The 14,400-nt window shown below is 73.9% G+C and carries 11 protein-coding genes; 7 read left to right on the top strand and 4 right to left on the bottom strand.

What is annotated here, in order from left to right; genetic code table 11:
• Window positions 1–85 precede the first annotated feature (85 nt).
• Window positions 86–874 (bottom strand): DUF4097 family beta strand repeat-containing protein, encoded by a 789-nt coding sequence (locus ABT369_RS26015; RefSeq protein ID WP_350615679.1) that lies wholly within the window; start codon window positions 872–874, stop codon window positions 86–88.
• 90 nt (window positions 875–964) lie between these two features.
• Between ABT369_RS26015 and ABT369_RS26010 the strand changes: the two genes are divergently transcribed.
• The 6 genes from ABT369_RS26010 to ABT369_RS25985 all read left to right on the top strand — a co-directional run bounded on the left by ABT369_RS26010 (window position 965) and on the right by ABT369_RS25985 (window position 10,300).
• Window positions 965–2,215 carry a diguanylate cyclase domain-containing protein gene (locus ABT369_RS26010; RefSeq protein WP_350615678.1) on the top strand — a complete coding sequence of 417 codons (1,251 nt, stop codon included), beginning with the start codon at window positions 965–967 and terminating at the stop codon, window positions 2,213–2,215.
• A 160-nt stretch (window positions 2,216–2,375) separates the two neighbouring features.
• Window positions 2,376–4,304 (top strand): protein kinase domain-containing protein, encoded by a 1,929-nt coding sequence (locus ABT369_RS26005; RefSeq protein WP_350615677.1) that lies wholly within the window; start codon window positions 2,376–2,378, stop codon window positions 4,302–4,304.
• Window positions 4,301–5,392, top strand: coding sequence for a hypothetical protein (locus ABT369_RS26000; protein WP_350615675.1), 1,092 nt, complete (start codon window positions 4,301–4,303; stop codon window positions 5,390–5,392). The genes ABT369_RS26005 and ABT369_RS26000 overlap by 4 nt, the downstream gene beginning before the upstream one ends.
• A complete protein-coding gene (locus ABT369_RS25995) occupies window positions 5,389–6,492 on the top strand; it encodes a hypothetical protein (RefSeq protein WP_350615673.1) in 1,104 nt (367 codons plus the stop codon). The genes ABT369_RS26000 and ABT369_RS25995 overlap by 4 nt, the downstream gene beginning before the upstream one ends.
• A gap of 8 nt (window positions 6,493–6,500) precedes the next feature.
• A complete protein-coding gene (locus ABT369_RS25990) occupies window positions 6,501–8,450 on the top strand; it encodes a hypothetical protein (RefSeq protein ID WP_350615671.1) in 1,950 nt (649 codons plus the stop codon).
• Window positions 8,447–10,300: an Hsp70 family protein gene (locus tag ABT369_RS25985; protein WP_350615669.1), complete on the top strand. Its 1,854-nt coding sequence runs from the start codon at window positions 8,447–8,449 to the stop codon at window positions 10,298–10,300. Before ABT369_RS25990 ends, ABT369_RS25985 begins: the two co-directional genes overlap by 4 nt.
• Before the next feature lie 31 nt (window positions 10,301–10,331).
• Here the strand turns inward: ABT369_RS25985 and ABT369_RS25980 are convergent, their stop codons facing one another.
• Window positions 10,332–10,811, bottom strand: coding sequence for a MarR family winged helix-turn-helix transcriptional regulator (locus ABT369_RS25980; protein WP_350615667.1), 480 nt, complete (start codon window positions 10,809–10,811; stop codon window positions 10,332–10,334).
• A gap of 113 nt (window positions 10,812–10,924) precedes the next feature.
• On the opposite strand from ABT369_RS25980, the gene ABT369_RS25975 reads away from it, so the two are divergent.
• Window positions 10,925–12,034, top strand: coding sequence for an epoxide hydrolase family protein (locus tag ABT369_RS25975; protein ID WP_350615666.1), 1,110 nt, complete (start codon window positions 10,925–10,927; stop codon window positions 12,032–12,034).
• Here ABT369_RS25975 and ABT369_RS25970 read toward each other — a convergent pair.
• Window positions 12,024–12,782 carry an SDR family oxidoreductase gene (locus tag ABT369_RS25970; RefSeq protein ID WP_350615665.1) on the bottom strand — a complete coding sequence of 253 codons (759 nt, stop codon included), beginning with the start codon at window positions 12,780–12,782 and terminating at the stop codon, window positions 12,024–12,026. The two genes, ABT369_RS25975 and ABT369_RS25970, sit on opposite strands and share 11 nt — an antisense overlap.
• 393 nt (window positions 12,783–13,175) lie before the next feature.
• Window positions 13,176–14,309, bottom strand: a complete 1,134-nt coding sequence (locus ABT369_RS25965; RefSeq protein ID WP_350615664.1) for an alpha/beta hydrolase family protein — start codon at window positions 14,307–14,309, stop codon at window positions 13,176–13,178.
• Between the last annotated feature and the right edge of the window lie 91 nt (window positions 14,310–14,400).

Here is a 14,400-nt window from a genome sequence, read left to right as displayed (position 1 = left end):
GGAAGGGGGCTGGGGTGGTCCGTCAGTACGTCATGCCCCCGAGTCTCGCGCCCGGGCAGCGCCGCGGCAATCGAATTACGCGCCCTCAGGGCATGGCGCGCTGGAGGGTGATCTGGCCGTACCACGTCCGGGCGTGGATCTCGGCGCGCTCGGCGAACCCCTCCGGGCCGCTGCGCACCGCCATCAGGTTGTGCACGCTGCCGAGCGTCGAGCGGGCGTCGACGAGCGCGGCCGTGCCGGCGGCGATGCCCACCTCGATCGACCCGCGCGCGGTGCTCAGCAGGACCTTCCCGCGCGACACCTCGCCGACCCGGATGGAGCCGTTGGCGGTCTTCGCGCTCACGCTGCCCGCCGCGCGCACGATCGTGATGCCCCCGTTCGCGGTGGCCACCTCGACGTCCGCGGCGCAGTCCTGCAGCCGCACGCTCGACGTCGCCCCCTGCACGTCGGCGACCCCGTCCACGCGGCCCGCCACGACGTCGGAGCCGGACGTGGAGACCTTCAGCGCGCCGACGTGCTCGAGATGGATCGGTCCGGAGACGGTACCGAACCGGCAGTCGCCCAGCCGCCCCCGCGCGCTGATGTCGGCCCGGACGGTCTGCACCTCCAGGCTCGACCCGGCCGGCACCTCGAGGAGCACGTCGATGCCGCCGCCCGGGCGCAGGATCGCCCGGTGCGGGGCCTTCACCGTGAGGGCGCCCGCGGCGTGGTCGACCGTCGTCTGCTCGGCCGCGCTCACCGCCGACGCGCTCGTCCCGGCCGGCAGCACGGCGACGGCCGCGTCGGGGCGCTCGGTCGCGACCACCCGCACCCGGCCGGTGTCGAGGACGACCTTCACCGCGACCGGACCGGCCGTGTCGAACGTGGTCGGCATCCGAGGTCCTCCCGCGGTCCTCCCGTGGCGCCATGATGGCGCCATCGTACATTGATTCAGCTCCGGCCGCCGTGTGCCGATGGAAGACGCGTGTCCCGGTTCGGTGTCGTCGCGAGCATCGGTGCGCGGCTGCTCGACGCCGCACCCGATGAGGAGCGCATGCTGCGGTACCTCACGACGGCGCTCGCCCCCGAACTGCCGGACCGCACCGTGTCCGCGACCCTGCAGCCGGGCGCGTCCGGCGTCTTCACCGCGCCGCTCGTGCTGCACGGCCGCGCGGTCGGCGCCGTCTGCGTCGACGCGGAGCTGCCGCCCGGCGAGGCCGAGTTCGTGCGGGCCGTCGCGGCCGTGGCCTCGGCGGCGCTGGAGCACGGCCGGGCCCTGGGCGCCGCGCTGGCCCTGCTCGACGACGCGCGGCGCCAGACCCACCTCCTCGACGCCATCTCCGACGCCGTGATCTCCTGCACCGCCGACAACGTGATCGACTCGTGGAACGCGGGCGCCGAGCGGCTGTACGGCTACCCGGCCGGCGAGGCGATCGGCTGCGACCTCTTCGCCCTGCTGGCCACCACGTGCTCGACCGACGACGGCGTCGAGGTCGGCCCCCGCGAGGTCCTCGAGGACCTGGCGGCCTTCGGCCGGTGGAGCGGCGAGCTGCGCGAACGGCGCTTCGACGGCGCCCCGCTGACCGTCCTGTCGTCCGTGTCGACGCTCACCGGCCCCGACGGGCTGGGGACGGGCTTCGTGTACGTCAACCGCGACGTCACCGAGCAGCGCCTCCAGGAGCACGCGGCCTCCCACGACGCCCTGACCGGCCTGGCCAACCGCCGCCGCCTGGTCAACCGCATCCACGACGCCGCGGGCCGGGTCCACCGCGGCGGCGGCCCGATGGCGGTGCTGTTCCTCGACCTCAACGGCTTCAAGCCGGTGAACGACCGCTACGGCCACGCGGCGGGCGACGAGCTGCTGGTGGCGGTCGCGCACCGGCTGACGGCCACCGTCCGCGGCACCGACTTCGTGGCCCGGGTCGGCGGCGACGAGTTCGTGGTCCTGCTGGAGATGATCGGCGCCGCGGACCGCATCCCGCCGGTGCTGGAGCGCATCCTGGAGTCGGTGGCCGAGCCGGTCAAGCTGTGCTCGGGCGAGACGGTCGCGGTGGCGACGTCGATCGGCGTGGCGGTGGTCGAGTCCCCGCAGGAGACGGCGATCGACCCGGAGCGCCTCGTCCAGCTGGCCGACGAGGCCATGTACCGCGCGAAGCACCGTCCCGGCCACGTCGCCTTCAGCGACGGGTCCCGCGACGCCGAGTGGCTGACCCGCCTCGCCATCGCCCACCCGTAGCGGCCCGCCACACCGCCGGTTCACCTTCGCGGCGGGTGCGGTTCGGGGCGGCAGCGGGCATACCGGTTCGATGAGCGGTCCGTTCCGTGGCGGCGCCGTCACGCTGGGTGCGGCCTGGGCGGGTTGCGCCAGACAGGCACCATGGACGTCGTGAGCAGCGGTGGTTGACCCGTTACGGGGCGAGGACCCGCGCCGCCTCGGGCCGTACCAGTTGCTCGGGCGGCTCGGTGCCGGCGGCATGGGCCAGGTCTTCCTGGGCCGGGACGCGGCCGGGGCGGCCGCCGCCGTCAAGACGCTGCACCTCGGCGCCGGCTACGACGACGAGCTCGTCGAGCGGTTCCGGCGCGAGGTCGAGCTCGCCGCGAAGATCGAGTCCGAGCACACCGCCCGGCTGCTCGACGCCGATCCGGCCGGGGCGCCACCGTGGCTCGCGACCGAGTACCTCCCCGGCATCACCCTCGCGGAGGTGGAGGAGCTCGCCGGGGCGCTGCCCGAGGAGCTCGTCCGGCGGCTCGGCGCGGCGCTGGCCGGCGGGCTGGCCGCGATCCACAACGCGCGCGTGGTGCACCGCGACCTCAAGCCGAGCAACGTGCTCGTCCTGCGCGACCAGATCAGGATCATCGACTTCGGGATCGCGCGGCCCGACGATGCCGCCCGGCTCACGGCGTCGCAGTATTTTCACGGTACCGTCGGCTATATCGCACCCGAGCGGTTCGCGGGCAAGGCGGGCACGCCGGCCTCGGACGTGTTCGCGCTCGCCGCGGTGCTGGTGCGCGCCGCGACCGGGCGGCTGCCCTTCGAGGGCCGGAACATGGCCGAATACCTCTACGCCGTGCACTACTCCGCCCCCAACCTCGTCGGGGTGCCCGCGGGCATGACCTGGACGCTGCGCAAATGCCTCGAGGCGGCGCCCGAGGACCGGCCCACGGCGCGGCAGGTCCGCGAGCGTCTCGCCGCCGGCCTCGCCGAGCCCGCCGGGCCCTGGCTGCCCGCGCCGGTCCTGGCCGCGATCGACGCGCGCCAGGCCGCCGTGGACGCGCTGCTCAGGCCGGGCCGCAACCGTCCGTGGCGAGCCGGTCACGCCATGGCGCGCAGCGAGGTCGTGGCGAGCGGCGACACCGTCGTGGTGAGCGCCGACGACGGCATCCACGCGCTGGAGGCGGCCGACGGCAGCGTGCGCTGGCGGCACCCCGAGCCCACGACCCCCGGGTACCGTCCCGTCTTCGCCGGCGACACGCTGATCAGCCCGGCGCAGACGAGGACCGTCGCGCTCGACGTGCGCACCGGGGCGCAGCGGTGGCAGATCCCGGTCGCGGCGCACGGCGAGCCGGTCTACGCGCACGGGCAGGTCCACGTGCTCGGCCCGGGCAAGCGCAACCTCTTCGCCGTCGATGCCGCCACCGGCGCCGAGGTGTGGCGCACCGCGGCCTCGGCGGTCCACCCGGTGCCGGTGCCGGGCGGCGTCGCCATTGTCCAGGGGCGCATGGTCTGGCAGCGGCGCGGCGACGGCAGCACCGGCTGGTCCCACGGCGAACTGCCCGCGCCGGCCGGGTCGCTGGCGGCCGCCGGGGACCTGGTGCTGGTGCGGGCCGGCGACGAGCTGCTCGGCCTCGGTGTCCACGACGGGGTGCCGCGCTTGCGGCGCGCGGGCCTGCCGCCCCGCCTCGCGCCCGCCGCCACCGCCGAGATCGTGGTGCAGCCCGCGGGCGGCGAGCTGCTCGGCCTCGACCCGGCCGACGGGGCGCTGCGCTGGCGGCGGCCCGGCGACGGGGTGCCGCACGCGTTCCCCGGCGCGGTCTTCGTGGCGGAGCCGGGCGGGCTCACCGCGCTCGGCCCCGACGGCGAGATCCGCTGGAAGGTGCCGGGCGTCGCCGTGTGGCCGGGCGTGCACGCGACCCGGACACTGGTCTACGTGGTCGACGCCGGCGTGCTGCACGCCTACTCGCGCCATGACGGCACCCCGCGCTGGTCCGCGCCGGACATCGTGGTCACCCGCGCGCCGGTCGTCGCCGGCGGGGTGCTGTACCTCGACAACGGATACACCTTGTTCGCCATCAACGCCGACGACGGGGAGCGACTGCCCACATGACGGTGCACATCGAGTTCGAATCGGACCGGCGCTTCACGGACCAGTTCGAGCTGCAGTGGGGCCGCCTGACGGACACCGGCGAGCGCGTGCTGCGCCGGACCGCCCGCAACCCCGACGCCCAGCGGCTCGTCCACGCCGAGGTCCACGCCGGGCGGCAGCTCGACGCGCTGCCCGGCACCACGTACCCGCCGCAGCTGTGCCGGGTCGTCGAGTCGGACCTGAGCGGGCCGGAGCCGTACGTCACCAGCACGTACCGTGGTGTCCCCGTGGCCGGGCAGCCCGGCGCGCCGCTGCCCGAGACGCTGCTGACGATCTTCGGCGACCTGCTGGTGGCGATCCAGACCCTGGCCAAGGCCGGGCTCACGCACGGCGCGATCATGCCCGAGTTCGTGCTGTGGGACGGCATCCACGCCCAGCTCGTCAACCTCGGCGAGACGGTCGCGGTCGGCGAGCCGGCTCGCTCCGCCCTCGACCCGCAGTGGCAGCCGCCGCCTGGACCGGACGGGCTGCGGCTGGCGACCGAGGCGCACGACGTGTACCAGGCCGGGATGGTCGTGTTCTGCATCGCCCTGCAGCGCGGGCCGGACGCGGCCCCGGCCGTGCGGGAGGAGCTCGGGCGGGGCGGCGGCTCGGCCCTGTCGGCGCTGCTCGAGGGCGTCTTCGCCGACGACCCGCGGGACCGCCCCGACACCCACGAGCTGCTGCGGCGGGTCGAGGAGGCCCGCTACGAGCCGGTCTGGCAGAGCTCGGACCCGTCCGACGCCACCGCGGCGACGATCAAGATCCCGCAGCAGTACTCCCCCGCGCCGGCGGCCGCCGCACCCGCCGTGGCCCGGGCCGCCGTGCCGCTCAGCCCCGCCCGCGACGAGTTCCGGCGGCTGGTGGCGGCGAAGCGGCAGTACCGCGAACAGCGCGAGGCGCCCCAGCAGGTCGCGTGGCGCTTCGCCCGCGGCCTCGGCGACGTGCTGTGGTACAGCCGCGACGAGTTGAGCAGCCGGATCATCATGGGCGTCATCGCGCTCGTCGTCGTGGGCGTGCCCCTGCTGCTGATCATCCTGATCGCCACGAACCTGGGAGGGTCCAAGTGAACCTCGCGAGCCCGAGCCGCCTGCTCGGCCGCGTGCTCTGCCCGATCTGCCTGCAGTGGATCCACTGGAGCAAGGCGCAGCGGGTCGAGGTCGACGTGGAGACCCAGCAGCACCGGCCGTTCCGCCCCCGCGGCGCCGACGAGACCAGGGAGGCCTTCGCCGAGCGACGGCTGGGCGCCCAGCGCTCCTGCACGCTCATGCGCGACGGCATGGCCACCACCCACTACCTGCCGGACCGCTACGGCGACTACGGCGACCCGATCGTCATCGGCCTCGTCGGGCACCGCGCGGCCGGCAAGACGCTGCTGCTGGCCGCGATGGTCGAGGCGCTGCGCAACAACCTGGAGCTCGCCGACCTCGGCCTGCGCGTCGAGCGGCTCGACGAGGCCATCGAGCACAACTACATGACCCGGTACGTGGAGCCGTTCTGCCACCGGCGCGAGCAGCTGCCGCTGACCCAGATCAGCCCGATCGCGTTCAGCTATGTGGCGAAGGTGTACAGCGCCCACGCCCGCCGCGACTTCGCCGTCGCGTTCTTCGACGTGGCCGGCGAGCAGCTGCGCCGGCGCCGCTCCGGCGACCGGTTCCTCGACACGTCGTTCCTGTCCGCCGTCAACGCGCTCATCTTCGTGGTCGACCCGGAGAAGGCGCTGCCGGCCGCGCTCGGCGAGCCCGCGACCGTCTACGGCGACCCGGCCTTCAACGCGGTCATGGACCGGCTGGTCGAGGTGCGGGGCGAGTCCGGCACCCAGTTCCTGCCGATCCCGGCCGCGATGGTGCTCGCCAAGTCCGACCTGCTCGCCGCGCGCCGGCCCGAGGTGGCCCGCTGGCTGGGCCGCGACGACAACACGCGGCTGCACACGGTCGCCGAGGAGAGCGAGGAGGTGTACGAGTTCCTCGCCACCAACGGCGCCGAGCGCTTCCTGCCGCCGGTCAACCGGGTCAGCGACGTGAGCCTGCACTACGCCTCCGCGGCCGGGGTCGCGCCCGTCGACGGGCACTTCCCGGCCGACGGCTTCGGCCCCCGCCGGGTCCTGCGCCCGCTGCTGTCCCTGTTCGCCATGACCGGCGTCCTAGACCGTTCCATCCTCGGGAACTGAGGAGTCCGATGACACAGGCAACGGGACGCATCGAGCAGATCGTGTTCCGCTGGCGGGCCCGGTCCGCGGCCGCCGGCAACGACGGCGTCGGCCCCGACGCCACCTCGCTGCCCGAGTCCGCCGTCGCGTGGTGGGACGAGCGGCTGGCCCTGCGCATCACCCGCGCCTCCGGCCGCAACGAGCGCCCGTCGCTGGCCTACCTGCGCGTCGAGGGCCACGGCGTGATCCTGCACAAGGTGCCGGCCCGGGACGACAAGAACCGCCCCGGCGCCGCGATCGCGCACGCCCTCATCGGCCCGGCCGAGCTCGTCACCGTGCAGCTCGCCCTCGGCCTCGAACACTGGCCGCACTGGGCCGGGCGCAACGACCCGGGCGCCTACCCGCCCGGCCGCCTCGGCGCCGTGCCCTACGCGACCCTGCGCGAGCACGCCGACGCCGCCAACGCCCAGCCCGTCACCGACCCCGGCCCGGTCTTCGACGAGCTGCTCGACCGGGTGCTGGCCAACCCGGCCGCCCCGCTCACCGTGGTCCTGCCCGACGCGCCCGCGACGGCCCTCGTGCGCGGCCTCGTCGACGTGCTCGGCGACGTGCGCGACCTGACCTTCGCCGCCAACGAGGACGACGACACCGACCCGGACCTGCCCCGGCTGGTCTTCCTCGACGCGGTCACCGGCGGCAGCGGCTACGCGGCCACCCGCGAGCGGCTGTACCCGGGCACCGGCGGTGGCCAGGTCGACGGCTTCGCCCAGCAGCTCGCCGACATGTGGCGCCGCGGCGGTGCGGCCGAGCTCGCCCCGCTGCGCGGCGGGCGGAGCATCGCCGGCGCCGCGGACGTGCGGCAGTGGCAGAGCGACGTGCTCGTCGGCGGCCGCATCCTGCAGACCACGCTGCTGGAGGCGGCCACCTCCGGCCGGGCCGCGCCCGAGCACCTGGAGCTGCTGCGCACCGAGGCCGGGCAGCGCCAGATCGAGGGCGAGGCGGCCAAGCTCAACGACGGGGACCTCGCGGGGGCGTACCAGGCCTGGCAGCCCGGCGGGGCCCTCGCCGCCCGCCACCCGGGCGCGAGCCAGGTCCTCACCAGGCACGTCGTGCAGCGGGCGATGCGGGCCGGGGCCAGCAAGACCCTGCGCGAGACGCTGCGCCGTTCCGCGTTCGACCCGGGGCTCGTCGACGCCCACCTGCGCGCCTGGGCCGGCCACGGCCGCAACGCGAGCGCCAGCCCGGCCGCGATCGTCGAGATGGCCCAGCTCGCCGCGTCCTTCGGGGTGCCGCCCGCGCTGCAGTCGCCCGGCGTCCGGGCGCTCATGGACCGCATCGCGCTCGCCGACCTCATCGAGCTGGCCAACCGGCACACCGGCTCCGACGTGCAGATGACCGAGCTGCTGCTCAGCGCCGCCGAGAGCCGCCGGTTCGACCCCGCGGCCGTCGACCAGGCCCACACCGCGCTGGAGCGCACCGACTTCCTCATCTACTGCATCCCGTTCCTGCCCGGCGACGCGCCGGTCGCGCAGGACCGGTGGTACCGGCTGCTGCTGGCCGTGTTCGGCCCGCGGCTCGGCGCCGAGCAGGGCCGCGAGCTGCACGACGTGCTGAAGTTCCTCGCGCGGGAGGACGCTCCGGAGGTACCGCCGGCGCTGGCTTATGCCCTTCGCAGGTTCCCGGCGGGCCTTGTCGGCAAGGCGCGGGTCGACCAGCTCGCGGCGCGGGACTTCTATCTCGCCGCCGGGCTCAGCGACATCTGGCCGGAACGCGCCGAGCTGCTGCTCGCCGAGCGGCGCACGACGCTTCGCCAGCGCGCCGCGCCGTCCGGCACCGTGACCCGCTCGGCGGCCGTCCCCGCGGCCGAGCGGCCCCCGCGCGTCCCGCCGCGCCTGCTGCTGATGGTGGGCGGGGCCGCGCTCGTCGTGGTGGCGCTCGTCGCGGTCGTCATCTACGCCATGCAGGGGGGAGCCAAGTGAGCGAGTTCCGGCTCAGCATCGACTACGGCACCACGAACACGGTCGCCTACCTGCAGCCGCCGGGCGAGGCCCCGTTCGCGCTGCAGTTCGACGGCCGGCCGCTGCTGCCCTCCGCCGTGTGGGCCGACGAGCACCGCTCGCTCGTCACCGGCAACGCCGCCGTGCGCTCGGCCCGCCTCGACCCCGGCCGCTACGAGCCCAACCCGAAGCGGCGCATCGGCGAGCAGCGGGTGCTGCTCGGCGGCGACGAGTTCGACATCGCGCAGCTGATCGGGGCGACGCTGGCCCAGGTGTACGCCGAGGCCGTCCGCCTGGCCGGGACCAACGTCCTGACGGTGATCCTGACCCATCCGGCGGCCTGGTCCGCCGACCGCCAGGGCGTGCTGCGCGCCGCGGCCGGGCACGCCGGGCTGCACCAGCCGACGATGGTCAGCGAGCCCGAGGCGGCCGCGGCCCAGCTCATCGCGTCGGGCGCGACGGTCGCCGACGGGGACCCGCTCGTCGTGTACGACCTCGGCGCCGGCACCTGCGACGTGACGACCGTGCTGCGCACCGGCCGCGAGTTCCAGCAGCTGGCCAAGGCCGGCCTCGACGACGTGGGCGGCCTCGACCTGGACGAGGTCGTCCAGCGCCGCGTGGGCCGCGCGGTCGGCGACCGCCACCCCGACGAGTGGGCCCGGCTCATGGAGCCCGAGGGCCCGGACCGGTGGTCGGCCCGGCTGCTGTGGGACGACTGCCGCGGCGCGAAGGAGCGGCTCAGCACCGAGCGCGTCGCGCGCGTGCAGGTGCCCCTCGTCGACGAGGACGTGTCGGTGACCCGCGGCGACTTCGAGCGCGACGCCCGGGCGCTGCTGCAGCGCACGGTCGCGATGACCGAGCAGGTGCTGCGCCGCGCGAAGATCGGCCGGGACGACCGCGCCGAGCTGTTCCTCGTCGGCGGCGCGACCCGCACCCCGCTCGTCGGGACGCTGCTGGGCCAGGCGACGGGCCGCTCGCCGCGCCGGGTGGAGCACCCGGAGCTCGTCGTGGCCGAGGGGGCGCTGCGGTACCTCGCGATGCGGGCGAACGAGCCCCCGCCCCGGGCCCGGACGGCGCCGCTGCCCGCGGCTCCGGTCGGCGTGCCCGTCTCCGCTCCGCCCACGCTCGCCCCGTGGCGGGGTGACACCGTGGGTCATCCGTTCGATGCTCCCGCGCAGGATGGTGGGACGCTGCGGGAGCCGGTCGTGGCCGGGCCGCCGCCGGTCACGCCGCCGACCCGGCGTGAGTCGGTCACGGTGAAGATGCCGCAGCAGCCGGCCCCACCGCCCTACGGCATCCCGCAGCCGGCTTCCCAGGCTCCTGCGCCCTACGGCACGCCGCAGCAGGACAAGCGCAAGCTGATCCCGAACCCGTACCGCCACCACGGCCGGGCGACGGTCCGCTTCGCGGCGGTCTTCGTGGCCGGCATCGTCCTGGGCCTCTTCGACGGCATCCTGTTCACGCTGCTGAGCTGGCTGCTGATCCTGGGCGGCGGCGCGGGCCTGGCGTGGAAGCTGTTCCAGTGGGCGGTGAGCGCTCGGGACACCCGCCCGATCAGGATCGACGCGACGGGGATCACGGTGACGAAGGGCGGCCACGACACGACGTTCCCGTGGTCGCTGATGGCGACGGTGTACATCCGGCCGTACCGCGGCAGCCGCTGGCTGGTCTGCACGCCGGCGAGCAACACCGCGCTCGGCAGCGACCACGGCACCGCGCGCTTCTGGTCCCGCCCGTACAGCGTCTTCTTCCTGACGAGCACCAGCGCCTTCGGCGACGAACTGGTGAAGGAGGCCTTGGAGCAGTACGCCGGCGACCGCTACGCCCACTGAGCCCGCGGCTGGTCTCCGGGCGTGATCCCGTTCAGCGCCGCGGCTCTTCGGGGGTGCCGGTTCGCCGGTCGTGGTGGGCCAGCAGCTTGGACAGCAGCTCGGTCAGCTGCCGCCGTTCCTCGGGCTCGAGCGGGGCCAGCAGCTCGTCCTGGGTCTCGGCCAGCCGCTTCTCCAGCCGCCGCAGTTGCCGTTTGCCCGCGGTGGTCAGGGTGATGATGTTGCGCCGGCGATCGGCGGGGTCCGAGGCGCGCTCGACCAGGTTGTGGTCGGCGAGCTCGTTGATCGCCGCGACCATGTCGCTGAGGTGGATGCCGCTGCGGCGGCCCAGCGCGGCCTGGCTGGCCGGGCCGAACTCCTCCAGCGTTGCCAGCAGGCGGTAGTGGAAGCCGCGGGCGTGGACGGACGAGAACCCGTCGCCCACCAGGCGGTGCGCGTGGCCGGCGGTCTGGGTGAGCAGCCAGCTGGGCAGGCTCTCCCACCTGGCGGGTGTCTTCTCGACCGGGTGCTCCATGTGACGAGTCTAACGAATCGTTCGGGCCACCAACGATCATGTTACCGTTAGCTCCATAAACGTTTATTACACTAACGTTTAGAACATAAACGACCTCACCGGAGGTGGCGACCATGATCGAGCCGTTCCGCATCGACATCCCGCAGGCCGACCTCGACGACCTGACCGATCGGCTTTCCCGCACCCGCTGGCCCAACGAGGTCGCCGACGCCGGCTGGGACTACGGCTTCCCGCTCGCCCGGCTCAAGGAACTGGCCGAGTACTGGCGCACCGGTTACGACTGGCGCGGGCACGAAGCCGAACTCAACAAGCTTCCGCACTTCACCACCGAGATCGACGGCCAGAACATCCACTTCGTCCACGTCCGGTCGCCGAAGCCGGACGCGCTCGCGCTGATCCTCACCCACGGCTGGCCCGGTTCGTTCCTGGAGTTCCTCGACGTGATCGAGCCGCTGTCGCGCGACTTCCACCTGGTGATTCCGTCCATCCCGGGGTTCGGCTTCTCCGGCCCGACCCACGAGCGCGGCTGGGACATCGTCCGGGTCGCACGGGCCTGGGCCGAGCTCATGCGCCGCCTCGGGTACGAGCGCTACGGCGCGCAGGGCGGCGACTTCGGCGCGGGCATCTCCCTGGCGCTCGGCGCGGTGGCACCCGAGCAGGTCGTCGGGGTGCACGTCAACTACCTGCCGACCCGGCCTGTCCCCGGCATCGAACTCTCCGAAACGGACGCGGCCCGGCTGGACAAGGTCACGCAGCTGATGACGAACCGTCCGGCGTACCAGACGCTGCAGGCCACGACTCCGCAGACCATCGGCTACGCGCTGACCGACTCGCCGGTCGGCCAGCTGGTCTGGATCGCCGAACGCTTCGCACAGTGGACCGACCCGCGCTCGCCGATCAGTGACGAGCGAATGCTCACCGGCATTTCGCTGTACTGGCTGACGGCCACCGCGGCTTCCTCGGCCCGGCTGTCCCGCGAGACCCCGCGCGGAACCGAGCCGTGCCCGGTGCCGGTCGGCGTGGCGGTGTTGCCGCACGACATCACCCAGTCGGTGCGACCGCTGGCCGAGCGGCTCTACGACATCAGGCACTGGTCGGAGTTCGAACGCGGCGGCCACTTCGCCGCGATGGAGGTGCCGGACGACCTCTCCGACGACATCCGCAGCTTCTTCCTCGCCCGCGTGCCTGCCGAGCTCCCTACCGGAAACCGCGTCAGATCATGACCAGTCCGCCGTTGACCGGCTCTGTCGTGCCCGTGATGAATCCGCTGTCGTCGCCGGCGTAGAAGGCGACGGCCCGGGCCACGTCGTCGGGGGACGCGATGCGGCCCAGGACCGTCTGGGCCGCCATGCGCCGCTGCTGCTCCTGATCGAGGGTGGCGTGGAGGAGCCCGCCCACCGGCCCCGGCTCCACCACGTTGACGGTGATCCCGCGCGGACCCAGCTCCTGCGCGACGAAGCGGGCGAACGAGCTCAGGGCCGCCTTCGCGGTGCCGAGCGCGATCATGCCCTCGTCCGGCCGGCGGCTCAGCACGGCGCCGAGGTAGACGATCCGCCCGTAGCCGCGGGAGGTCATGCCGGGGACCACGGCCTTCGTCACCAGGAACGCCGCTCGCATCTCCTGCTCCACCTTGCTGCCCAGCTCGTCGACCGAGATCTCCTCGAAGGACTTGATGGCGTACGGGATCAAGGCGTTGTGCACCAGGACCTCCACCTCGCCCATGGCGGCGCGGACCTGCTCGAGCATGCCGGTCACGGCGGCACCGTCGCGCACGTCGGCCTGCACGGCCATCGCACGGCCGCCGGCGGACCCGATCGACGCGACCACCTCGTCCGCCTCGCCGCGGCTGCTGCGGTAGTTGACCACGACCCGCATGCCCCGCGATGCCAGCAACCGGGCCACCGTCGCGCCGATCCCCCGGCTCGCACCGGTGACAAGGGCGACCCTGCCGTCGCGCTGCACGTTCGTCATGCCGGCCTCCGGGGAGTGTTTGGACACACCCGTCTCGCGCAGCAGCGACGACCGCGTCCGGCAGCGCGCGAGCGGGACTTCCGCGCTGAGCAGCTCGCAGGATGCCCGGCAATCGTCCGGGCAAACCTGGTTTCGGCGTGACTGCGGCCGCGCAGCTGTCATCGCTTGCGCAACGCCACGGAGGCAGATGCGCAGGCTTCAGCCGCTGATGCCAAGGCCTGAAGTCCGCTGCACGTAGCAGGCTGCGTGGCGGGATCTCAGGGCTGGAGGCTGCGAGCGAGATCCCGCCACGGCTGTGGGTCAGCAGCCGGTCGTCAGGTAACGGACCAGCCAGTCGATGCCGGCGCGGTCTGCGTGGAGGCGGTTCGGGGTTTCGTCCTCGGTCTGTCTACCTCAGCACTTCGCGAACCGGTGCAGGGCGTCGAGCGCGGTCGGGGCGAGGGTGTTCGGGTGGTCGGCGTCGTGCAGCAGGTGGTCCACTCCGGGCAGCGGTACCCGGCCCGGTCCGCCGACGTGCGCGCGCCGCAGTGCGGCGGTCAGGGCGTCTGTTGTGGCGCAAGGGACTTGGGCGTCGTTCGTGCCGCAGGTCAGCAGCACCCTGGTCCCCGGCCGCAGGCCTGCGGCGATGTCCGGCGGGTAGACGGCGTCGTCGCTGTCCACGAACCGGCCGCTCGGCCCTTGGAGGCCCGCGAAGAGTTGGGCGACTGCGGGCGGCAGGTTGGTGGTATCGACCGGTCGGTGTTCGCGCAGGGCGGTGACGGCGGCGTCGATCGCCGCGTCGATCGCGCGCTGCTGCTCGGTGGTGAGCTGGCCCTGCCGAGTCGCCTCGGCGACCTGGGCGTGCAGTTGCAGCGCGATCAGGTCCAGCAGGCGGATCGCCTGCGGTTGCAGCAGTGCCAGGCCGGTGGGGTGCGGGCTGACGGTGTCGACGAGCAGCAGCGCGGTCATTGCGCCCTCACTGTGCCCGACGACCATCAGCGTGTGCGGGTCGGTCTCCGGCTGGTCGCGCAACGACTCATAGGCGGCCCCTGCCTGGCGGACGAACGCCGGGTAGTCGAGTGCTTCCGGGTGGTCGCGATAGGCGCCGAGCCCGGTGCGGCCGGTGCCATACTTGTCGAACCGCAGCGTGGCGACTCGGTCGCTGTCGAGCGCCTCCGCCACCTGCTTCAGGGTATTCGGGGACGCGGGCGGTTGGTTGCCGTCGCGGTCGCTGGGTCCGCTACCGGGCAGCAGTAGTGCGGCGCGCAACCGTTGCCCGGCACGGTGCGCGGGAACGTGCAGGGTGCCGTATGTCGTCGTCCCGTCGACGGTGAAGACGACCTCCCGGTCAGCGGCGGGCACGAGGCCGGGCGTCGCCTCGACGGGGGTGGCGGTCACGACGGCCAACGACATCACGACCGCGACGAGGTGGGAGAACATCGGCTTACCTCTTTCGGCGTAGGGCGTTCTCGACCAGCGCGACGGTCGCGCTGGGGTTGTCGACTTGAGCACCAGGCGGGCGTAGCGCTCGTCGGCGAGCTCGATCACGGCGGCCTTCGATGGATCCTTGACGTCCCAGAACTGGCACGCCGCTGTGAGGGCTGCGGCCAGGGCGGCGGGAATGCCGAGCGCGACGGCG

The organism is Dactylosporangium sp. NPDC000244 (assembly GCF_040300725.1).
GTDB lineage: Bacteria > Actinomycetota > Actinomycetes > Mycobacteriales > Micromonosporaceae > Dactylosporangium.
Note: the sequence above shows the minus strand (reverse complement) of the source record. Positions and strands in the feature narration are given on the sequence as shown.

Bases quoted from the DNA above. Each gene is read 5' to 3' on its own strand.
- ABT369_RS25990 (WP_350615671.1), top strand. From the start codon at position 6,501: ATGACACAGGCAACGGGACGCATCGAGCAGATCGTGTTCCGCTGGCGG.
- ABT369_RS25980 (WP_350615667.1), bottom strand. From the start codon at position 10,811: ATGGAGCACCCGGTCGAGAAGACACCCGCCAGGTGGGAGAGCCTGCCC.
- ABT369_RS25970 (WP_350615665.1), bottom strand. From the start codon at position 12,782: ATGACGAACGTGCAGCGCGACGGCAGGGTCGCCCTTGTCACCGGTGCG.
- ABT369_RS26015 (WP_350615679.1), bottom strand. From the start codon at position 874: ATGCCGACCACGTTCGACACGGCCGGTCCGGTCGCGGTGAAGGTCGTC.
- ABT369_RS26000 (WP_350615675.1), top strand. From the start codon at position 4,301: ATGACGGTGCACATCGAGTTCGAATCGGACCGGCGCTTCACGGACCAG.
- ABT369_RS25975 (WP_350615666.1), top strand. From the start codon at position 10,925: ATGATCGAGCCGTTCCGCATCGACATCCCGCAGGCCGACCTCGACGAC.